Below are 19424 nucleotides of genomic sequence, written 5' to 3' on the forward strand. Positions count from 1 at the left end.
AATAAATATTCATATTTTTTATACGAAAAGACATATAAGGCGTCAAGCCCATCATCTCGCTAGACCTGAAGCTGCAGCCACTGCCGCCGCTGCCAGATCAGCGCGAACCATGCCGAGTTGAGAGCCCGATAGCCAAGCTGCACCCACCAGATGCCCACCAGTCCATGACCGAGCTTCACCCCGACCCACCAGGCGAGTGGCAGGAACACCAGCCACTGCAGGGTCAGTGTCGTGGTCATCACGGTGCGATTGGCACCCGCACCGAGCAGGGCCTGACCCAGTACCAGGGCAGCGGCATCGAGCACGATCATGACGGCGGTCAATTGCAGCGGCAGCCGGGCGAAGGCTATCAGGTTCGGGTCATGCAGGAACAGCCCCAGCACCTGATTGGGCAGCAGCGTCATGGGGAGCGCCAGCACCGCCAGGCAGAGCCAGGCCAAGCGCACCACGTCCCAGCCCCAGCGGTGGGCTTCCCCGTGTGCCTGCCGGCCGAGCGACTGACCCACCAGGCTCATGGCGGCCATGCCGAGGCCGACGCCGGGTAGAATCAATAGTAGCGAGAGGTTGACCAGTACGTGACCCACCGCGACGCTGGCGGTATCAATCTGTCCCAGAATCCAGAACAGCGCTGCATAACCGGCGGCGAACCAGAGCTGCTGGAAGGAGTGGGGGGTGGCCAACCGTAGCGTCGCGGCAAGAGTCGCCCGGCGCGGAAGGGCTGCCAGGAACCCGCTGGGCACGGCATGGCGAACGCTGATCCGGGCCCATAGCAGCAGGCCGGCGAACAGCGAGAGGCTGGTACCGGCGCCAGCACCGGCGGCCCCCATCGTGGGCAGCCCCAGGTAGCCGAATATCAGACAGATACTCGTCACCACGTTGATGGCATGCATCAACAGCATGATGCGCAGGTAGTGACCGCTCTGTTGGATACCGTTCCAGTAGCCGCGAAAGCAGAAGATCATCGCTACGGCAGCCAGCGACAGCACCCGCCAGCGAAAGTAGTTCACCGCCTGGGCATTGACGTCCACCGTCGAGTTGATCAGTCCCAGCAGCGACGGCGCCTGCCATAGGCATAGCAGCGTGACCGGCAGCGATACCAGCAGGGCGATCGCCAGCCCGGCATTGAGCGGCATCGCGCGTAGATGCCAGACCTGCTCGCCGTGGCGTCGGGCGGTCTGCGCCTGAACGCCGGAGGAGAGTCCGAATACCAGCGCAGTGACCAGAAACATGGCGTAGCCGCCGACACCTACGCCGGCCAGGGGGACCTCGCCGAGCGAGCCGACCAGTGCGGCGTCGATCAGATTGATCAGGCTCTGGGTCACCATGGCCGCGATGATCGGCACGGCAAGGCGCAGGATTCTCTGGCGGCGGATCGAGTCGGGCAGCATCCGTCAGGTTTCACATGGGAAAGGAAGCCCGCGCCAGCGGCACGGGCGGTCGCGCCTGGACAAGCGAGTCAGCTCGGATCGTAGGAGAGCACCGGCGACAGCCAACGCTCCATCTCTTCGAGGCTCATACCCTTGCGCTCGGCCAGTGCTTCGACCTGATCGCGGGTGATCTTGCCGGTCGAGAAGTACTTCGATTGGGGATGGGAGAAATACCATCCCGACACTGCCGCTGCCGGCCACATGGCGAAGCTCTCAGTCAGCTCGATGCCGGCATTCTCGGTGGCCGCCAGCAGCCGGAACAGCGTGCGCTTCTCGGTATGGTCGGGGCAGGCGGGATAGCCCGGCGCCGGCCGGATACCCTGGTACTTCTCCGCGATAAGCGCGTCGTTGTCGAGCGTCTCGTCGGGAACGTAACCCCAGAACTCCTTGCGTACGCGCTCGTGCATGCGCTCGGCGAATGCCTCCGCCAGACGGTCGGTCAAGGCCTGGACCATGATGGCGCTGTAGTCGTCGCCGGCAGCCTTGTAGCGCTCGGCCAAGGCTTCGACGCCGTGTCCAGTGGTCACCGCGAAACCACCGATCCAGTCGGGCCTGCCTCTCTCCTTGGGTGCGATGAAATCGGCCAGGCTATAGCAGATCCCGTCTCGGTTCTTGGTGGTCTGCTGACGTATGTGGTGAAGGTGCTCGATCACCTCGCTGCGCGATTCGTCGGCATACACCTCGATGACGTCGTCATCGACACTGTTGGCCGGCCACAGGCCGATCACGCCGCGCGCTTCGATGTGCCGCTCGTCGATCAGCTTGCGCAGCATCTGCCGGGCGTCGGCGAACAGACTGCGTGCCGCTTCGCCGACCACGGCATCGTCGAGAATCTTGGGGTACTTGCCCGCCAGTTCCCAGCTCATGAAGAAGGGCGTCCAGTCGATGCGCTCGAGCAGCTCCTCGATGTCATAGCTCTCGAACACCTTGAGCCCCGAGAGGGCGGGCTTGGGCGGTGTATAGCCCTCCCAGTCGATGGGCAGCTTGCGCTGACGCGCCTCGGCATAGCTCAGATCGGCCGCCTTCGGGCGACGCTTGGCATTGCGATCACGCACCTGCTCGTACTCAGCCTTGATCTCGGCCACATAAGCGGGCTTGAGCGTGGCTGAAAGCAGCTTTCCCGCCACGCCCACTGCCCGCGATGCGTCAGTGACGTAGATCACCGGCTCGTCGTACTGAGGCTCGACTTTCACCGCCGTGTGCGCCTTGGAGGTGGTAGCGCCGCCGATCAGCAGCGGCAGCTTGAAGCCCTGTCGCTTCATCTCCTTGGCCACGTGGACCATCTCGTCCAGCGAGGGGGTGATGAGACCCGAGAGACCGATGATGTCGGCGTTCTCCTCGCGTGCCGTCTGCAGAATCTTCTCGGCTGGCACCATCACGCCGAGGTCGACCACGTCGTAGTTGTTGCACTGCAAGACCACGCCGACGATGTTCTTGCCGATGTCGTGCACGTCACCCTTGACCGTGGCCATGACGATCTTGCCCTTGGCCTGCTGATCTTCCACAGCGAGCTCGCTCTTCTCGGCCTCGATGAAGGGGATGAGGTAGGCCACCGCCTGCTTCATGACACGCGCCGACTTGACCACCTGGGGCAGGAACATCTTGCCGGCGCCGAACAGGTCGCCGACCACGTTCATGCCGTCCATCAGTGGGCCTTCTATCACCTCGATGGGACGGTTTGCCCGCTGGCGGGCAAGCTCCGTATCCTCCTCGATGAAAGTGGTGATGCCCTTGACCAGGGCGTGCTCGATGCGCTTCTCCACCTCCCAACTGCGCCACTCGAGGTCCTCCTTCTTGGCCGCACTGCTGCCATCGCCCTTGTATTTCTCGGCCAGATCGACCAGACGCTCGGTGCCATCGGCACGCCGATTGAGCACGACGTCCTCGACCGCCTCGCGCAGCTCTTCGGGAAGGTCGTCATAGACCGCGAGCTGGCCGGCATTGACGATACCCATCGTCAGACCGGCGCGGATCGCGTGATACAGGAAGACCGAGTGGATGGCCTCGCGTACCGGGTTGTTGCCACGGAAGGAGAACGATACGTTGGAGACCCCGCCCGACACCATGGCGTGGGGCAGATGCTCGCGAATCCAGCGGGTGGCCTCGATGAAGTCCACCGCATAGTTGTCGTGCTCCTCGATGCCGGTGGCAATGGCGAAGATATTGGGATCAAAGATGATATCTTCCGGTGGAAAGCCGATCTCCTCCACCAGCAGGTTATAGGCGCGCTGACAGATCTCCGTCTTGCGCGCGAAGGTGTCGGCCTGACCGGCCTCGTCGAACGCCATGACCACCACGGCGGCTCCGTAGCGATGGCACAGTGTCGCCTGCTCGCGAAAAGCCTCCTCGCCCTCCTTGAGCGAAATGGAGTTGACCACCGCCTTGCCCTGTACGCACTTGAGCCCGGCCTCGATGATCTCCCATTTGGAGGAGTCGATCATGATCGGCACCCGGGCAATGTCGGGCTCGCCGGCGATCAGGTTCAGGAAGCGCACCATCGCCTCCTCGGACTCGAGCATGCCCTCGTCCATGTTGATGTCGATCACCTGAGCGCCGTTCTCCACCTGCTCCAGCGCCACCTCCAGCGCGGTGGTGTAATCCTCCTCGACGATCAGCCGCTTGAAGCGCGCCGATCCGGTGACGTTGGTGCGCTCGCCGACGTTTACGAACAGCGAGTCCTTCTCGATGTTGAAGGGCTCCAATCCCGACAGACGGCAGGCGCGGGGGCGCTCGGGAACCTGGCGCGGAGACAGGCCATGGATGGCGGCGTGGATCGCCGCGATGTGCTCAGGCGTCGAGCCGCAGCAGCCGCCAATGATGTTGACCAGGCCGCTCTCGGCGAACTCGGCGACAATGGCGGCCATCTCCTCGGGGGTCTGATCGTACTCGCCGAATTCATTGGGCAGTCCGGCGTTGGGGTGTGCGGAGACGAAAGTATCCGCCTTGGTGGCGAGTTCCTCGAGGTAGGGGCGCAACTCCTCGGCCCCCAGCGCGCAATTGAGGCCGATGGAGAGCGGCCGAGCATGGCGCACGGAGTTCCAGAACGCCTCGGTGGTCTGGCCGGAAAGGGTGCGTCCGGAGGCGTCGGTAATGGTACCCGAGATCATCACCGGCAAACGTTCGCCGCGGTTGGCGAACAACTCCTCCAAGGCGAAGATTGCCGCCTTGGCGTTGAGCGTATCGAAAATCGTCTCGATCAGGATCAGGTCGGCACCACCTTCGATCAGCGCCTCGGCCGCCTCGTAGTAGTTCTCGCGGAGCTGGTCGAAGGTGACGTTGCGCTTGGCCGGGTCGTTGACGTCGGGAGATAGTGAAGCGGTACGCGAGGTCGGCCCCAGCACGCCGGCCACATAGCGCGGTATGCCGGTCTCGGCCGCCACCGCGTCGCACACTTCGCGCGCCAGGCGCGCCGACTCGCGATTGAGCTCGGGGACCAGCTCCTCCATGCCGTAGTCGGACTGGGAGAGCCGAGTGCTGTTGAAGGTATTGGTCTCGACGATGTCTGCGCCGGCCTCGAGATAGTCGCGATGAATGCGCGTGACAAGGTCGGGGCGCGTCAAGGCCAGCAGGTCGTTGTTGCCCTTGAGCTCGGAGGGCCAGTCTCGGAAGCGTTCGCCGCGAAAGTCGGCTTCGTCGAGCCGGGCATTCTGCAACATGGTACCCATGCCGCCATCCAGCATCAGGATGCGCTCGCCAAGACGCTCGGTGAGAGTGGCGGTCAGTGCAGAGGGTAGGGCGGCCATGGGTCGGGTCGGTCTCCAGCGAAGTCACGTCCAGGGTATAACCGCAGCGGCGCCTTGTGGCATCTTATTCGGGCGGTCGTTTGGACCGTCCATGGTAGCAAAAGCAAGCGCTTGAGGGCAGGGGCGATCAAAAACCGACCAAAACAGTCGGGATTGTCTCGCGCCACGGATTTGCTTACCATGTTGGCATGTCACTTATGGCCATGCCCGGCGGGGCGGCGGCCCGACCAGCGAGAACACCATGAGCGAGATCATCCGGATTACCGACAGCGCCCAGGATTACCTTGCCGAGCTGCTCGAGAAGCAGAACGTCGAAGGTATCGCGGTGCGCATCTTCATTACCCAGCCCGGCACGCCCTATGCCGAGACCTGCCTGGCCTACTGCCGGCCCGGCGAAGAAGAACCGAGCGACGAGAAGCTGGAGCTGGAGAAGATCGCCGTCTTCGTCGACAAGCACAGCATTCCCTTCCTCGAGGAGGCGGTCGTCGACTTCAATGCCGACCGTATGGGGGGGCAGCTCACCATCAAGGCGCCCAATGCCAAGATGCCCAAGGTCAACGCCGACAGTCCGATCGAGGATCGTGTCAACTATATCCTCTACAGTGAGATCAACCCCGGTCTTGCAGCCCATGGCGGCGAAATCAAGCTGGTCGAGCTGACCGAGGATCAGGTGGCGATACTGGCGTTCGGCGGCGGCTGCCAGGGCTGTGCGGCGGTCGACCTCACGCTAAAGGAAGGGGTTGAGAAAACCTTGATGGAACGTATCCCCGAGTTGGCGGGCATTCGCGACGTGACCGATCACACCGACACCACCAACGCCTATTATCGCTGATTGCTGATGGGCCGCGAGCCCGCTCGCCGCGACAGCGGCGAGCGGGCTCGCTTCAGCGATGATCTTCTGAGGACTCCAGTTCGGAGTCCTCCCTCGTTCTGGTCCCCTCTTCGGCGCGACGTACCGTCCGTGCCTCGTCCTCCGTCATCCAAGTGCGGCGCAACAGCTCCGATTCGAGCGTACGCAGACGGGCGGCCTGCTCGTCGAGATGACGTTTCTGATCCTCGATACGCGCCTGCAGCAACGACTGCTCGTGACGCAAAGTGTCGATGCGCTCCTCGGCGCGGCTTCGGGCCCACTGGGTCTCGCGATGCTGCTTTTCCTCCCGAGCCAGCGCGTTCTGAGTCTCGCGCAACTGGAGCTGCATGTTTTCCTGACGTTTCTCCGACTGCTGCAAGGTCGCGGCATGGCGTTTCTCCGCCGACAAGCGCTCTTGTCGCGCCTCGTCGAGCAGCCCCATGAGTCGCGCCTCGGCGGCTTCATGGCGCTGCTCCTCCTGGTTGAGTCGCGCCAAGTGCTGGGCATCGCGTTCTGCCAGCGCCTGGTGATGTGCCTGGGCCTGCTGCTCGCTCTCCTTCTGCAACTTGTCGAGCTGCTGCAGGCTACGAGCCAGGCGCTCCTCGAACTGGCGCGAGCGCTCTAGAGCCTGGTCGCGCTCGCTTTCGACCCGGGCCAGCGCCGCACTGCGCGATTCCAGGCGTTGTTCGGTGCCCGCCAGGTGGGCGGAAAGGGCGGCTTCACGTTGTTCCGCATCCTCGACCTGACGCTGGGCCTCCTGCATGGCGGCCTGAGCCTCGGCGACGCGACGATCGGCCTCTTCGCGGTAGCCGGCCAACGTCTCGGCGGCCGACTCCCGAGCCCGCTGCCAGAGGCCTTCCGCCAGTTGCAGCACCGGCTCGGGCATCGCCTGGGATGCGGGAAGGTCGCGGTTGCGCTCGCGCTGGCAGCGCCACTCTCTCAGGTGGTCGCTGATAGTGGTGAAGCTGCCGGTCCCCAGTATCTCGCGAATTTTCTGAACGCTGGGCGCTTCCCCCTTGGCCAGCAGGGCATCGATAGCCCGCTGGACATCCTCGTACTGCACACCGCTGCGTGCCATGACGGTCTCCTTGGGTGATGTGGCGGCTGCTCCTTGCATCACGCGGCAGGCGTCGCTTGTTGTTCCTGTTCCATGCGCCCCGCCGACTTGCCAAGGATAGCGGCTTTCGGAGAACGGCGAAAGGAAATTACATTATATGTAATTACGTAATACATGTAACGCAACAGGCCAATAATTCAAGATTACCCGTCTTATCTTGAATTTTTCCGCCTACGCCTCGACACTGAGACGAGCAGCTAGAGCAGAGGGCGACGGTGACAGACAGCATGGCGGACGAAAGCAATACGGCAATCGGCCCGGGCAGGGCAGGGCCGCCCACACAGGCAGCGCAAGAAGGGCTCATCGCGGCACCGTTACCCCCGGTGTCGACTGGCAAGCCGAATGTCCTGTCACGTATCCAGGCCAGCAGCGACGCCGAAGCCGTGGCCCGTTGGCTCGCCGAATACCGGTCCAGTCCCAGGACTCAGCGCAGCTATCGACGCGAGGCTGAGCGTTTGCTGCTCTGGCTGGCCGCCCAGGGCAGGGGGCTTGCGGAACTCCGCCGCCAGGACCTGGACGCCTTCGAGGCGTTCCTGGCCGCGCCGACGCCGCGCCACGCCTGGATAGGGCCGTCACGGCCACGCAGCTCACCGCACTGGCGCCCATTTCGCGGGCCGCTGTCCCCGGCCAGCCGTCGACAGAGCCTGGTAATTCTGCAGGGCATGTTCGCCTGGCTGGCGGAGGCAGGATGGGTGGAACACAATCCGTTCCGCCTGATGCGCGATAAGCGTAGGCGTCTCGACAATCGACAACCTAGCATCGAGCGCTATCTGGAGCGGCCTCTCTGGGAATGGCTGTGGCGGTGGCTGGCACGTCCTGTGGAGGCGCAAGCGAGTCACCGCAAGCGCTATGTATGGCAGCGCCGCCGCCTGCTCTTCGCTTTCGCGTACTTGTTGGCACCGCGCATCGGCGAAATGGCCAACGCGAGCATGGGCGACTTTCATCAGCGGGAGGGGCGCTGGTGGTGGCAAGTCGTGGGGAAGGGCGACAAGGCGGCTCGCGTGCCGGTGCCCGAGGATCTGATGCGCCTACTGCGGGATTGGCGCCTGATCCTGGACCTGCCGCCCGAGCCGCGATACGGCGAGGCGGGCGCGCTGCTGCGTCGTCTGGATGGCCAGCGTGCCCTGGGCGACAATCAACTCTATCGGCTGATTCGTGACACCTTCCGTCAGGCGGCGGATGTCCTGGAAGCCGAAGCGGGAGAGGCGGCTGCGACCCAGGTGGCACGATTGCGTGCCGCCACGCCCCATTGGCTACGCCATACCGCCCTCACGCACCAGGCCCAGGCCGGCGTCGAGCTGCGCTACCTCGCCAGCACTGCGCGGCATTCGCGACTGGACACCACGGCGCGCTACCTGCACACGGAAGATGAGGAGTGGCATCGCCAGCTGTCGGTACATGGCCTGCCCACGGGAGCGGACGCCGCCCCGGATGAGTCGGTATAATGTTCCATCGACAATCGACGGAGGCCTCCATGACGACCGAAGCCACGGCCGAGCAGGCGCAACAGGCGCTGCAGGAAGAATTCGAGATGTTCGACAACTGGATGGATCGCTACCAGTACATCATCGACATGGGCAAGCAATTGCCCCCGTTTCCCGACGAGTGGAAGACGCCCGAACACAAGATTCAGGGCTGCCAGTCGAATGTCTGGATGCACCATCGGCGCGAGGGCGATGCACTGCACTTCGACGCGGTGTCGGATGCCGCCATCGTCTCCGGCCTGATCGCCGTGCTGATGCGTATCTTCAACGATCGCCCGGCCGCCGAGATACGCGAAACCAGCCCGCATTTTCTCGAGGACCTGGGGCTCGACAAGCACCTCTCGCCGACACGCAGCAACGGGTTACACGCCATGCTCGGCAAGATCTATGAGGTCGCCGAGCAGGAAGCGGCCTCGGCCTGACGCCGACCGGAGGAGCGGGCGACGGCATGCCGACGGCGCTCGCGTGCCAGGATGCCCTCGGCGTCCAATCCGGCGATAGGGGCGTCCCGGGAGGTCGGGATATCCCCCACCAGCTGCAGCGCCAGATAGCGACCGCAACAGACGCGCAGGAAGGAGGCGAAGTTGTCCCCGTCATGGCCCGCCTCGGCACACTCCCGCGAGAGCTTTGCCACCAGTCGGCTGAGGCCTAGACCATCTCGCCGGCCGATCTCTTCGAGCACTTCCCAGAAGAAGCGCTCCAGGCGAACGCTGGTCGAGACACCGTCCAGGCGCATGGAGCGCGTCTGGGGATCCCAATAATCCGGATCGGCGTCGATAAAGAGCCTGCACATCTTCGTTCCTCCTTGCTGGCCTGCCGGCGCCTTAATCATGGCGCCGGACAGGGGGCAGGGCAAGGCGGCTCAGAGCTCGATACGAGTGTCCAGCACGGTCAGGAATTGAGCGAGCCAGGCCGGGTGGGCCGGCCAGGCTGGAGCCGTGACCAACTTGCCGTCGGTCACGGCATCGTCCACGGCGATATCCGCATAGCGACCGCCGGCCAGCTCCACTTCGGGGCGGCAGGCTGGGTAGGCCGAGCAGGTACGCCCCTCCAGCACGCGAGCGGCAGCCAACAGCTGGGCGCCGTGACAGATCGCCGCCACCGGCTTGTCGGCGGTAAAGAAGTGACGCACCAGCTCGATGACACGCTCGTTGAGTCGCAGGTATTCCGGGGCGCGCCCTCCGACTATCACCAGACCGTCGTAATCGGCCGGGTCCACGCCGGTAAAATCGGCATTGAGAGTGAAGCGGTGCCCAGGCTTCTCGCTGTAGGTCTGGTCGCCCTCGAAGTCGTGAATGGCTGTGGCGATGCTGTCACCGGCCCGCTTGTCGGGGCAGACCGCGTCGACGCGATGCCCCACGGCCTGGAGGGCCTGGAAAGGAACCATGGTTTCGTAATCTTCGGCGAAATCGCCACACAGCAAGAGCAGTCGCTTGGCGGGCATGACATGTCTCCTCGTCGGCTCGTTATGATTGGGCTGCCGGCTCAGTCTGGCATGGTACGAGCGGAGGAGGGTGGTAGCGGGCTACTACAGGCTGCGCCTGACTCAGCGATCGGCGCGATGGCAGCGAAAATGCTCGTCGAGCTCGGGATCCTCACGGCAAAGCGCCTCGCTCGGACCGCCCGGCACGGGATCAATGCCGCCATCGCTGCCCGGATGGCAACGCACGATCCGCCTGGCACCCAGCCAGCCCCCGCGCAGTGGGCCGTGGACACGGATCGCCTCGGCGGTGTAGTGCGAACAGCTGGGCCAGAAGCGACAGCGCGGCCCCAGCAGCGGGCTCAGCGTGAACTGATAGAGCCTGACCAGGCCGACCATCGTCAGCCCCAGGCCACGGCCGGCCCAACGACCGATATCGGCTAGCCAGTAGGACTGTCGGGTCATGGATCAGGCCTCGTCCGAAGGCCGGCGATAGAGGGTGTCGGGATCGATAAGCGGTTCGCTGGCAATGCGCGCCGACTCGCCTTCCAGTGCGATGTAGAAGCAGCTGCGCCGGCCGGTGTGGCACGCCGGTCCTGTTTGCTCCACCTGCAGCAGCAGAGTATCGCCGTCACAGTCGAGGCTTGCCGTGCGCAGGTACTGCTGCTGGCCGGACGACTCTCCCTTGCGCCATAGCTTGCCACGCGAGCGCGACCAGTAGCAGACCCGCCCGGTCGTCAGGGTTTCTTCCAGCGCCTCGCGATTCATCCAGGCCATCATCAACACTTCGCCGCTGTCGTGCTGCTGAGCGATGGCGGGAATCAGACCGTCGTCATTAAAGCGTACGGCAGCGAGGATTTGTCTCAAGGGTACGCACGCATCGCGCGGTGCTCGCTCGAGTTCCTTCAAGGTGTCGGCCATGGTCGGTTCCATCGTTCCGTTGCGGTATCAGGCCTGGGCGGCGGCACCCAGACAGGCATCGCAGCTGCCCAGCAGCTCGATGGTCTGGCGCTCGACGCGAAAACCCAGCTCGCGCGCCCGGGTGATGAGCTGCGCGTCGACATCGTCGAGGTGGAGTTCCTCGACGCGGCCGCAGTGACGGCAGATCAGCAGTTGAAAGCCGTGGGCGTGTTCGGGGCAGGGGCAGGCGACATAGGCGTTGAGCGACTCGATGCGATGCACGAGCCCCTGCTCGATAAGAAAATCCAGCGCTCGATAAACGGTGGGCGGTCGCGCCGCTGCGTGCTCGACGGCGAGACGGTCGAGCAGGTCGTAGGCCTTCAGACCGCCAGTTGCCGTGGCGATCATCTCGAGTACTCGTCGCCGGATCGGGGTGAAACGCACCCCGCGGCGCTGGCATTGTCTTTCGGCCTGCGCAAGCAGGACGCTTGAATCGGTCATGTTCGACCCGACGTGGCTGAAATTGCGTCCATTCTACGCGTTGGGTCAGGTAGCGGCCAGCGCAGGCTGCTCGTCGAGCGAGCGCAGCTCACCTCGCCGGGCGAAGTGGCGCTGTGAGAAAGCAACCCGCTCATTCACCCCGAGACCTTCGGGCTGCTTCTCCACCAGGTCCAGCCGACGGCGCAGCCCCTCGCCGTTCGCCATCTGGATCGCCAGACCGGGACGGGCATTGAGCTCCAGCAACATGGGACCGCGGTTGCGGTCGATCACCATATCGGTCCCCAGATAGCCGAGCCCGGTCATCTCGTAGCAACCGGCGGCCAGCTTGAGCAGATTGGTCCAGTCCGGAATGCGCAGGCTGGCGAGCTCGTGTCCCGTATCGGGATGATCCTGTCGCGACCGATCGAACTGGACGCCACGCACCGCCGTACCGGTAGCGATATCGAGCCCCACGCCAACCGCACCCTGGTGCAGGTTTGCCTTCCCGTCGGAAGCTGCAGTGGAGAGGCGCATCATGGCCATGACCGGATAGCCGCGAAAGATGATCACACGAATGTCCGGTACGCCCTCGTAAGTGTACTCGGAGAGCTTCTCGTCGAAGTTGATGAGCGCCTCGACCATGGCCACGTCCGCCGCTCCCCCCAGCGAATAGAGCCCCGACAGAATGTTCGAGACGTGACGATGCAGGTCCTCCAGACTCAGGCGAGCACCGCTCGGCTTGTGGAAGCCATCCTGGTCGACGCGCTCGATCACCAGGATCCCCTTGCCACCGCTGCCCTTGGCCGGTTTGATGACGAAACCGTCGTGGCCGGAAATCATCTCACCGAGTCCCTTGATCTCGAACTGGGTGGATACCGTACCGATCAGCGCCGGCGAGGTAATGCCGTGCTTCTCGGCGAGCAGCTTGGTCTTCAGCTTATCGTCGACCAACGGATAGAGATGGCGTCTGTTGTAGCGACCGATGTAGCGAATGTTGCGCCGGTTCATGCCGATGATGCCGCGCTGCCTGAGCTGGCTTGGCCATACCCACATGATGTTCAGTCCTCGGTGACCGGTTTGAAGCGCCTCAACTCGAGCAGGCGATAACCCGTGTAGTTACCCAGCAGCATGATCAGCGCCATGATGATGAGCTGCACTCCCAGGAAATTGAAGGTGATGTGACGAATCCAGGGATTGTTCATGGCAAGGTACGCCAGTACCGCCGTTATGAGGCTGCCACCGCCCTGAATCACGACTTGTTTGGGACCTTCCTCTTCCCACAGTATCGACATGCGCTCGATGGTCCAGGCCAGAATGATCATCGGGAAGAAGGTGATCGTCAGCCCGGCGTTGAGTCCGACCCGATACGACAGTACCGAAAAGATCGAGATGATGGCGATCACCGTGATGATGACCGCCGAGACTCGCGCCACCAGTAGTAGATTGAGGTAGGAAAGATAGTTGCGGATCACCAGGCCAACGGAGACGACCAGCAGGAAACCGATCAGCCCGGTTGGTAGGCTGGTCTGAATAAAGGCCAGTGCGATCAGTACCGGCATGAAGGTGCCGGAAGTCTTGAGACCCACCATGATGCGCAGGAATACCACGACCAGAGCGCCGATGGGGATCAGCAGAATGGTTTGGAACAGTGCCTGTTCCTCGAGTGGCAGGCTGTGGATCGAGAAGTTGAGCAGGGTATCGTCGGCCAGTTGGCTGCGCACCGCGGCGGCGGCCGGCTGGCTGCGTGACAGCATCGAGAAGGTGACCCGCGAGTTGGTCCCGCCCTGAACCTCGAGCACGGCGCGTCCGCCAGCCTCCCACAACAGCAGGTTCTCAGGCTGGCCCTGCGTGCCGGTCCTCGGATCGAACAACGCCCAGTTTTCCTCATCCTCGAAGACCTGGATCCACGGCGCCAGGGTCTGTCGGCGACGGCCGTCTTCCAATTGCAAGCCGCTGACCTCGCGGGCATGCACGCCAGCCTGGTTGAGTAGGCGAACGAGTAGGGGAGTGCGTTCGAACTGGGTAAGCAGCAGGCGCGTGTTTTCGCTCTGACGCTCCTCGTTGAAGTCTCGGATCAATTCGCGGGCGAAGGTATAAGGATCGGCGCTACGCGCCCAGGCGCGTTCGATGACCTGGGCGGCGGCGGTGTCGTAGGGGCGCTCCCAAGTGACCTCGCGCAGCTCCGGTCGGTTGGCCTGCTGCCGGCGCGTATCCTCGGTGACTTGCAGCCGAACGGAATAGTAGAGCTGCTGACTGCCCGTCGCCTGGCGGATCGACCATTGCGCGCGACGACCGGACTCGTCCTGCAGGAACGAGAGCCCATAGCCTGGAGAAGCCGTGTTTTCGGTCAGAATGCGATAGCCAAGCTGATGCGACGGCAGGGCGAAGTCTACCCGCACGGGCTCACCCAGGGCGGTGAAGTCGATGATCGCCTCGACTTCCCAGATTTGACGCTGCTCGCCTGGCGTCCAGGGAACTTCGAGCTGGATGTGCCGGTACAGGCTCGTGCCGATACCCAGCACCAACAGCAGACCCACGATGATATAGAAGGGCAGTCGCGACATGAATCATCCTTGCAAGGGGCTAGCGGGGGACGCTCGGCGTTAGCCTTCCTCTTCGTCCCGGTCGTTGATTTCGTCCTGTGCCGCTTCGGAGGCAGGCCGACCGCCAGGAAACTCGGGACGCGGATGAATGTAGTCTTCAGCCACATCGATCAGGGCGATATCCATCAAGAAGCGCCGCCCCAGCAGCACGGGATAGTTGAGGTGCGTGCGATCGTTGAGGGTAAATTCGACCGGCTCGCGAATCGGTCCCAGGGTCATCAGCAGACTCACCACCGGGCGTGATTCACTGCCCGCCGCTTGCAGGATGCGGACCCGACGCTCGATAGGTCGCTCGATCCATTCATCGCGAACGCCTTCGACGATCACGTCATCCTCGTTCAGGCCCAGCTTGAAACGCACCCAATCCTCGCCATCACGCTCGAAGCGGGTGATGTCGGTGGCCGACAGCGAGGAGGTGTTGGCACCCGAATCGACCCGCGCTCGCAGGTAGGTACCGACATCCGGCAGGCCGATCCATTCGGAGCGTCCAACCATGGCCTTGTTGGACAGGTTCTCGGCGAGCTGCTCGTTGCACTCGGCCGGCACCACGACAGGGTCTTCGCTGCGCTGCTCGAGTCGCTCGATATCGGCGCGCAGATGGCGCAGCGTGGCGCCGGCATCGCGGAATTCCGCTAGCAGGGTTTCCTGGCGTTGCGACTGCTCATCGAGGCGTGCATCGGTACGATCACAGCGTGTGACGAGCTGTTGCTCGAGCTGGTCGATGCGCGTCTCGAAGGCACTGGGGTCGAGCGTAGGCTCCGCTTCACGGTCGACTCCGGGGCTAAGGGCGCATCCGCTGAGCAGCAGGGAAGCCAGCAACCAGGGAAAGGGAGCGGATAGCGTTCTCGATCGCATGATGGGTCGACGGTCTCCGGAAGGACATTGGTTAGCAGAGCTGGACAGGATGAAACGCGGACGCAGATGCCGCGCAAAAATACGACGTGAGATGATAAGGAGTCGAAGCCACGCTTGTCCAACACCGCAGCAAGGAGTTGATTTAACATAATATACATTATGCGAACTCACGGCATATCCATAGGCTGCGTCATTCGCATGCCGACCACGCGGGTCTTCATCTGGTGACGGACGCATCCCTGTTGGCCGTGTGCCTGACATTGCATCCTCCTGAGCACCTGTCGCGCGGCCACGCACATTCCTCCTTCTGAGCAATGCGATCGGTTTGGCATGGAGCGATCCGATATACGCAAACGAACCCCGGCTTTCGGCCGGGGTTCGTTGCATCATTGCCGGAACAGCTCCGGATCACACCTCATCCCTCATCGGGCGGCGCATACGAGCCGTCTTCCCGATGCACTTCCTTGCCGGTGATCGGAGGCGTGAACACGCAGGCTAAATGCATTGTCTTGTGAGCACGCAGCAGATGCTCGTCATGCTGGTCGAGGACATAGATGTCGCCCGGCTTGATGGGCCAGATCTTGCCGTCGGCCAGCGTCTCCACCTCACCTTCGCCTTCAATGCAGTACACCGATTCGTAGTGATGCTTGTAATGAATATGCGTCTCGGTGCCTTCGTAGATGCGCGTGATGTGGAAGGAGAAGCCACCACCGTCGTTGGCCAGCACCAGGCGGGTGCTGTCCCAGGTGCCGCTTTCCGACTTGACCAGGCGGTCAGTCTTGCGCGCTTCCTCGAGATTGCGAACGATCATGTTCCGTCACTCCACTTGATCCATAGTCTGGCCGGCTGCACGACAGCCGGCCGTGGGTGCGTCACCATCGGTCAGGCGACGACTTCCTTGACGCTCTCCTCGAGGATGTCCAGGCCCTGGAGCAAATCCTCATCGGGAATGGTCAGCGGGCACAGGCATTTAACTACTTCGCTCGCCTGGCCACTGGTCTCGATCACGAGGCCCTTCTCGAAGGCCTTGGCAGTGATTTTATCGGCCAACTCGCCATTGCCCACGTCGATGCCTCGCATCAGGCCGCGGCCCCGCTCGGTGGCGGGTGTGCCCCGCTCGCTGATCCAGGCGGCGATCTTCTTGAAGCGATCCTCTACCACCCTGCCCTTGCGCAGGACATCGCGCTCGAAGGTATCGTCCCGCCAGTACTGTCGCATGGCGGCAGTCGCGGTGGCAAAGGCCAGATTGAAGCCACGGAAGGTGCCGTTGTACTGACCCGGCTTCCACTTATCGAGATCGGGGCGCATCAGGACGTGAGCGAACGGTAGACCAAAGCCCGACAGTGACTTGGAGTTGGTCACGATATCCGGCTTGATACCGGCATGCTCGAAGCTGAAGAATTTGCCGGTGCGGCCGCAGCCCGCCTGAATGTCGTCGATGATCAGCAGGATGTCATTGTCGCGGCAGATTCCTTCCAGGCGTTTGAGCCATTCGAGACCGGCCACGTTGATGCCGCCCTCGCCCTGCACGGTCTCGACAATGACCGCGGCAGGCAGGTCGAGACCGCTGGAATTGTCGCCCAGCAGCTTCTCGAAATAATCGAGGCTGTCGGTATTCTCACCGAGATAGCCGTCATAAGGCATGAAGGCCGAGCCTTGGAGCGGAATACCACCCGTGGCTTCGCGAAACTTGCGGTTGCCGGTGGCCGCCAGCGCACCCATGGTGACGCCATGAAAGCCGTTGGTGAAGCTGACGATGTTGTGCCGTCCCGTGGCGACGCGTGCCAGTCGAATGGCGGCCTCGACGGCATTGGTGCCGGTCGGCCCAGGCAGATGCACCTTGTACTCGAGCCCGCGCGGCTTGAGGATCACCTCCTCGAGAGTTTCCAGATAGTCGCGCTTGGCGGCGGTCCAGAAATCCAAACCATGGACGATACCGTCACTGTCGAGATAATCGAGCAGTGCCTGCTTCAGGTGCGGGTTGTTATGGCCGTAGTTGAGGGTGCCGGCACCGGCCAGGAAATCAATGTATTCACGACCGTCTTCGTCGGTCAGGCGCGCATTCTTGGCCTGGGTGAAGACCACCGGGAAGGAGCGTGAATAAGTACGAACATTGGATTCCAAGCGTTCAAGCGTCTGGGTCTGCATGGTGACCTCCTGTCGTGCTGTCATAAACATTAAGCGTAGGCTGGGTGCGGATGGTCGACGAACTCGATCATCCTGCAATTCGTTACGTCGAATAGAGTCTGGGCATACTGCCCGGCCGGAGTTCATCGATCGACGGCTTCGAGGACAAACCCCTAGATACGGCGGGTATCGAAGGGACCGATGCGCACGAGGTTCTCGGGATCGTGCTCACCGCCGAGCTGATCCGTAGAGAAGTATTCGCGACTGTTGAGAGGGGCCTGCCAGCGATCGGCCAAGCGACGAAAAAGCCCCCACGACGCCTGGTTGTCGGGCGTGATGGTAGTTTCGAGATGGTGGACCTCGTCGAGCTCGGGACGGGTCATGACGGCTTCCACCAGGCGGCGGGCCAAACCGGTGCCACGCGCTTTCTCGCCGACCGCAACCTGCCAGAGGAAGTAGGTATCCGGCGCATTGCTCTTAACGTATCCGGAAACAAAGCCGACGATCTCGCCCTCCTCGTTGGTAGCCACGGCGCAGGTATCGCGAAACTGCGTGGCCAGCAACAGGTAGGCATAAGCGGAGTTGACATCCAGCGGTGGGCAGGACTTTACCAATTCATAGACTCCCCAACCGTCATCGGGGTTGGGCTTACGAATGAACAGCGGTGACGCATCACTGCCGACTACGGCATCGGCCACGCTGGGGCGGGCCAGGTCGGCGGAAGGAGTAAAAGGCTGCTGTGTCACGTTCATGTTAAGGCTTCGCTGTAGCGATGTTGCTCAGAATAATAACAGGGCTTGCCAGCAAATCAAAACAGGCATTATGACTACGCCACGATTGCATAACAAAAAATTATGCTTCGTTGCTTCCCTGCCGCCCGTAGCGCTCATCCCTGTCAGCGGCTTCATGTCGCCGACTCACCGACAAGTCTAGACTAGACAGCCATCAGCGTCGGCCAGAAACTCAGCGGGCCGCCTCTGTGGCGGCCCGTAGGATGGAACGAAATAGAGTCGATCAGGTACGCGACGGGGTACGCATGGTGACGAACTCCTCGGCACCGGTCGGGTGAATTCCGACGGTGGCATCGAAGTCCGCCTTGGTCAGGCCGGCCTTCACGGCAATGGCAATCCCCTGAATCAGCTCGCCGGCCTCTTCGCCCACCATGTGCGCCCCTACCACGACATCGCTCGCGTCATCGACGATGAGCTTCATCAGGCAGCGTTCGGCACTTCCTGACAGCGTATGCTTCATAGGGCGGAAATCGGTGCGATAGACTCGGATCGCTTCGCACTGCTCGCGCGCCTGCTCCTCCGAAAGACCCACGGTGCCGATATTGGGGTGACAGAACACCGCCGTGGCAATGTTGCGATAATCCATCGCCGCAGGAGGCGCGTCGCCGAAATGCTGGTTGACCAGGTGCATGGCTTCGGCCAGTGCCACCGGCGTCAGCTCCGGTCCCCCCGTGACGTCACCAAGGGCGAGGACGGAGGGGACAGACGTCTCGAAGCGCTCGTTGACCTTGAGCGTGCCATCGGGGTTGAGTGCCACCTCCAGCGCATCGAGCCCCACCCCGGTCAGATTGGGCCGACGCCCGGTTGCCGCCAGGACAGCATCCACCTCAAGCGTCTCGCCGTTGGTCAGCGCCACCTGCAAGCCACCGGCCACCTCGTCGATGCGCTCGATATTGGTTTCGAAGTGCAGGTTGACGCCCTTGGCTGCCATCTGCTCGCGCGTGAATTCACGCACTTCGCGGTCGAATCCTCGCAGGAACAACTCACCCCGGTAGACCAGATGAGTCTCGCTGCCGAGCCCATTGAAGATGCTGGCGAACTCCACCGCGATATAGCCACCGCCGAGGACCAGGAAGCGCTTCGGAAACCGTTCGAGATCGAACACTTCGTTGGACGTCACCGCATGCTCGCGCCCCGGGAATTCCGGCACCCAGGGCCATCCGCCCACCGCAACCAGGATCTTCTCGGCACGATAGCGCTCGCCGTCCACTTCGACGCAATGGGCATCGACTACCCTCGCCCGCCCGTGAATCAACCGCACCCCGGCGTTATCCAGCAACCGGCCGTAGATATCGTTGAGCCGCTTGATCTCGCGGGTCTTGTTATCGCGCAGCGTCGGCCAATCGAAACGCGGTGGCTGCGGCAAATGCCAGCCGAATCCGCTTGCGTCTTCGAAAGCGTCATGAAAATGCGCCGCATAGGAGTAGAGTTTCTTGGGCACGCAGCCCACATTGACGCAGGTCCCCCCGAGGTAGCGATCCTCGGCGACCGCCACCCGGGCCCCGGTTGCCGCCGCGGTGCGTGCGGCGCGCACCCCGCCGGAGCCGGCGCCAATGACGAAGAGGTCATAGTCGAAATCTGACACACAGTTCTCCTTGTCTCGCCGAGCTGTGCCAGCCGGCCTGAT

Annotated in this window: 18 protein-coding genes; 3 read left to right on the plus strand and 15 right to left on the minus strand. The window is 62.9% G+C overall.

Features of this window, described 5'->3' with window-relative positions; all coding sequences use genetic code 11:
• Nucleotides 1-59: 59 nt before the first annotated feature.
• Both CYJ07_RS13280 and metH read right to left on the minus strand, forming a co-directional pair.
• Nucleotides 60-1388, minus strand: coding sequence for an MATE family efflux transporter (locus CYJ07_RS13280; protein ID WP_104204190.1), 1329 nt, complete (start codon nucleotides 1386-1388; stop codon nucleotides 60-62).
• 68 nt (nucleotides 1389-1456) lie between these two features.
• Nucleotides 1457-5170, minus strand: coding sequence for a methionine synthase (gene metH, locus CYJ07_RS13285; RefSeq protein ID WP_104204191.1), 3714 nt, complete (start codon nucleotides 5168-5170; stop codon nucleotides 1457-1459).
• Between the two features lie 241 nt (nucleotides 5171-5411).
• On the opposite strand from metH, the gene nfuA reads away from it, so the two are divergent.
• Nucleotides 5412-6002, plus strand: a complete 591-nt coding sequence (nfuA, locus tag CYJ07_RS13290) for a Fe-S biogenesis protein NfuA (protein WP_104204192.1) — start codon at nucleotides 5412-5414, stop codon at nucleotides 6000-6002.
• A gap of 52 nt (nucleotides 6003-6054) precedes the next feature.
• Here the strand turns inward: nfuA and CYJ07_RS13295 are convergent, their stop codons facing one another.
• Nucleotides 6055-7098, minus strand: a complete 1044-nt coding sequence (locus tag CYJ07_RS13295) for a DNA-binding protein (RefSeq protein ID WP_197038365.1) — start codon at nucleotides 7096-7098, stop codon at nucleotides 6055-6057.
• Between the two features lie 266 nt (nucleotides 7099-7364).
• Here CYJ07_RS13295 and CYJ07_RS13300 point away from each other — a divergent pair, with 266 nt between their 5' ends.
• Nucleotides 7365-8582, plus strand: a complete 1218-nt coding sequence (locus CYJ07_RS13300; RefSeq protein WP_104204194.1) for a tyrosine-type recombinase/integrase — start codon at nucleotides 7365-7367, stop codon at nucleotides 8580-8582.
• A 29-nt stretch (nucleotides 8583-8611) separates the two neighbouring features.
• Complete coding sequence (locus CYJ07_RS13305) at nucleotides 8612-9043, plus strand: SufE family protein (RefSeq protein ID WP_104204270.1); 432 nt, start codon at nucleotides 8612-8614, stop codon at nucleotides 9041-9043.
• On the opposite strand, the gene CYJ07_RS13310 is transcribed toward CYJ07_RS13305, so the two are convergent.
• From CYJ07_RS13310 to gorA, 12 genes are all read right to left on the minus strand, one after another.
• Nucleotides 9007-9414, minus strand: a complete 408-nt coding sequence (locus CYJ07_RS13310) for a ribbon-helix-helix domain-containing protein (protein WP_104204195.1) — start codon at nucleotides 9412-9414, stop codon at nucleotides 9007-9009. The genes CYJ07_RS13305 and CYJ07_RS13310 overlap by 37 nt on opposite strands.
• 69 nt (nucleotides 9415-9483) lie before the next feature.
• Entirely contained in the window at nucleotides 9484-10065 is a 582-nt protein-coding gene (locus tag CYJ07_RS13315) for a DJ-1/PfpI family protein (protein WP_104204196.1), read from the minus strand.
• 102 nt (nucleotides 10066-10167) lie between these two features.
• Nucleotides 10168-10506, minus strand: coding sequence for a membrane protein insertion efficiency factor YidD (gene yidD / locus CYJ07_RS13320; protein ID WP_104204197.1), 339 nt, complete (start codon nucleotides 10504-10506; stop codon nucleotides 10168-10170).
• Between the two features lie 3 nt (nucleotides 10507-10509).
• A complete protein-coding gene (gene hisI, locus CYJ07_RS13325) occupies nucleotides 10510-10962 on the minus strand; it encodes a phosphoribosyl-AMP cyclohydrolase (RefSeq protein WP_104204198.1) in 453 nt (150 codons plus the stop codon).
• Between the two features lie 27 nt (nucleotides 10963-10989).
• Nucleotides 10990-11442, minus strand: a complete 453-nt coding sequence (locus CYJ07_RS13330; RefSeq protein WP_104204199.1) for a transcriptional repressor — start codon at nucleotides 11440-11442, stop codon at nucleotides 10990-10992.
• Between the two features lie 45 nt (nucleotides 11443-11487).
• Nucleotides 11488-12474: an alpha-L-glutamate ligase-like protein gene (locus CYJ07_RS13335; RefSeq protein WP_197038366.1), complete on the minus strand. Its 987-nt coding sequence runs from the start codon at nucleotides 12472-12474 to the stop codon at nucleotides 11488-11490.
• 5 nt (nucleotides 12475-12479) lie between these two features.
• Nucleotides 12480-13985, minus strand: coding sequence for an inactive transglutaminase family protein (locus CYJ07_RS13340; RefSeq protein ID WP_104204201.1), 1506 nt, complete (start codon nucleotides 13983-13985; stop codon nucleotides 12480-12482).
• A 39-nt stretch (nucleotides 13986-14024) separates the two neighbouring features.
• Nucleotides 14025-14879 carry an ATP-dependent zinc protease family protein gene (locus CYJ07_RS13345; RefSeq protein ID WP_104204202.1) on the minus strand — a complete coding sequence of 285 codons (855 nt, stop codon included), beginning with the start codon at nucleotides 14877-14879 and terminating at the stop codon, nucleotides 14025-14027.
• A 415-nt stretch (nucleotides 14880-15294) separates the two neighbouring features.
• Entirely contained in the window at nucleotides 15295-15690 is a 396-nt protein-coding gene (locus CYJ07_RS13350; protein ID WP_104204203.1) for an ectoine synthase, read from the minus strand.
• Nucleotides 15691-15761: 71 nt separating this feature from the next.
• The gene (gene ectB / locus CYJ07_RS13355) at nucleotides 15762-17027 is read right to left on the minus strand and encodes a diaminobutyrate--2-oxoglutarate transaminase (RefSeq protein ID WP_104204204.1); all 1266 of its coding nucleotides are present in this window, start codon (nucleotides 17025-17027) and stop codon (nucleotides 15762-15764) included.
• A 152-nt stretch (nucleotides 17028-17179) separates the two neighbouring features.
• Nucleotides 17180-17758, minus strand: coding sequence for a diaminobutyrate acetyltransferase (ectA, locus tag CYJ07_RS13360; protein WP_104204205.1), 579 nt, complete (start codon nucleotides 17756-17758; stop codon nucleotides 17180-17182).
• 262 nt (nucleotides 17759-18020) lie between these two features.
• Complete coding sequence (gorA, locus tag CYJ07_RS13365; RefSeq protein WP_104204206.1) at nucleotides 18021-19382, minus strand: glutathione-disulfide reductase; 1362 nt, start codon at nucleotides 19380-19382, stop codon at nucleotides 18021-18023.
• Between the last annotated feature and the right edge of the window lie 42 nt (nucleotides 19383-19424).

Origin of the sequence: Billgrantia saliphila (assembly GCF_002930105.1) — a bacterium.
GTDB lineage: Bacteria > Pseudomonadota > Gammaproteobacteria > Pseudomonadales > Halomonadaceae > Halomonas > Halomonas saliphila.

Coding starts and splice junctions, on each gene's coding strand:
- CYJ07_RS13280 (WP_104204190.1), bottom strand. CDS start 1,388: ATGCTGCCCGACTCGATCCGCCGCCAGAGAATCCTGCGCCTTGCCGTG.
- metH (WP_104204191.1), bottom strand. CDS start 5,170: ATGGCCGCCCTACCCTCTGCACTGACCGCCACTCTCACCGAGCGTCTT.
- nfuA (WP_104204192.1), top strand. CDS start 5,412: ATGAGCGAGATCATCCGGATTACCGACAGCGCCCAGGATTACCTTGCC.
- CYJ07_RS13295 (WP_197038365.1), bottom strand. CDS start 7,098: ATGGCACGCAGCGGTGTGCAGTACGAGGATGTCCAGCGGGCTATCGAT.
- CYJ07_RS13300 (WP_104204194.1), top strand. CDS start 7,365: ATGGCGGACGAAAGCAATACGGCAATCGGCCCGGGCAGGGCAGGGCCG.
- CYJ07_RS13305 (WP_104204270.1), top strand. CDS start 8,612: ATGACGACCGAAGCCACGGCCGAGCAGGCGCAACAGGCGCTGCAGGAA.
- CYJ07_RS13310 (WP_104204195.1), bottom strand. CDS start 9,414: ATGTGCAGGCTCTTTATCGACGCCGATCCGGATTATTGGGATCCCCAG.
- CYJ07_RS13315 (WP_104204196.1), bottom strand. CDS start 10,065: ATGCCCGCCAAGCGACTGCTCTTGCTGTGTGGCGATTTCGCCGAAGAT.
- yidD (WP_104204197.1), bottom strand. CDS start 10,506: ATGACCCGACAGTCCTACTGGCTAGCCGATATCGGTCGTTGGGCCGGC.
- hisI (WP_104204198.1), bottom strand. CDS start 10,962: ATGGCCGACACCTTGAAGGAACTCGAGCGAGCACCGCGCGATGCGTGC.
- CYJ07_RS13330 (WP_104204199.1), bottom strand. CDS start 11,442: ATGACCGATTCAAGCGTCCTGCTTGCGCAGGCCGAAAGACAATGCCAG.
- CYJ07_RS13335 (WP_197038366.1), bottom strand. CDS start 12,474: ATGTGGGTATGGCCAAGCCAGCTCAGGCAGCGCGGCATCATCGGCATG.
- CYJ07_RS13340 (WP_104204201.1), bottom strand. CDS start 13,985: ATGTCGCGACTGCCCTTCTATATCATCGTGGGTCTGCTGTTGGTGCTG.
- CYJ07_RS13345 (WP_104204202.1), bottom strand. CDS start 14,879: ATGCGATCGAGAACGCTATCCGCTCCCTTTCCCTGGTTGCTGGCTTCC.
- CYJ07_RS13350 (WP_104204203.1), bottom strand. CDS start 15,690: ATGATCGTTCGCAATCTCGAGGAAGCGCGCAAGACTGACCGCCTGGTC.
- ectB (WP_104204204.1), bottom strand. CDS start 17,027: ATGCAGACCCAGACGCTTGAACGCTTGGAATCCAATGTTCGTACTTAT.
- ectA (WP_104204205.1), bottom strand. CDS start 17,758: ATGAACGTGACACAGCAGCCTTTTACTCCTTCCGCCGACCTGGCCCGC.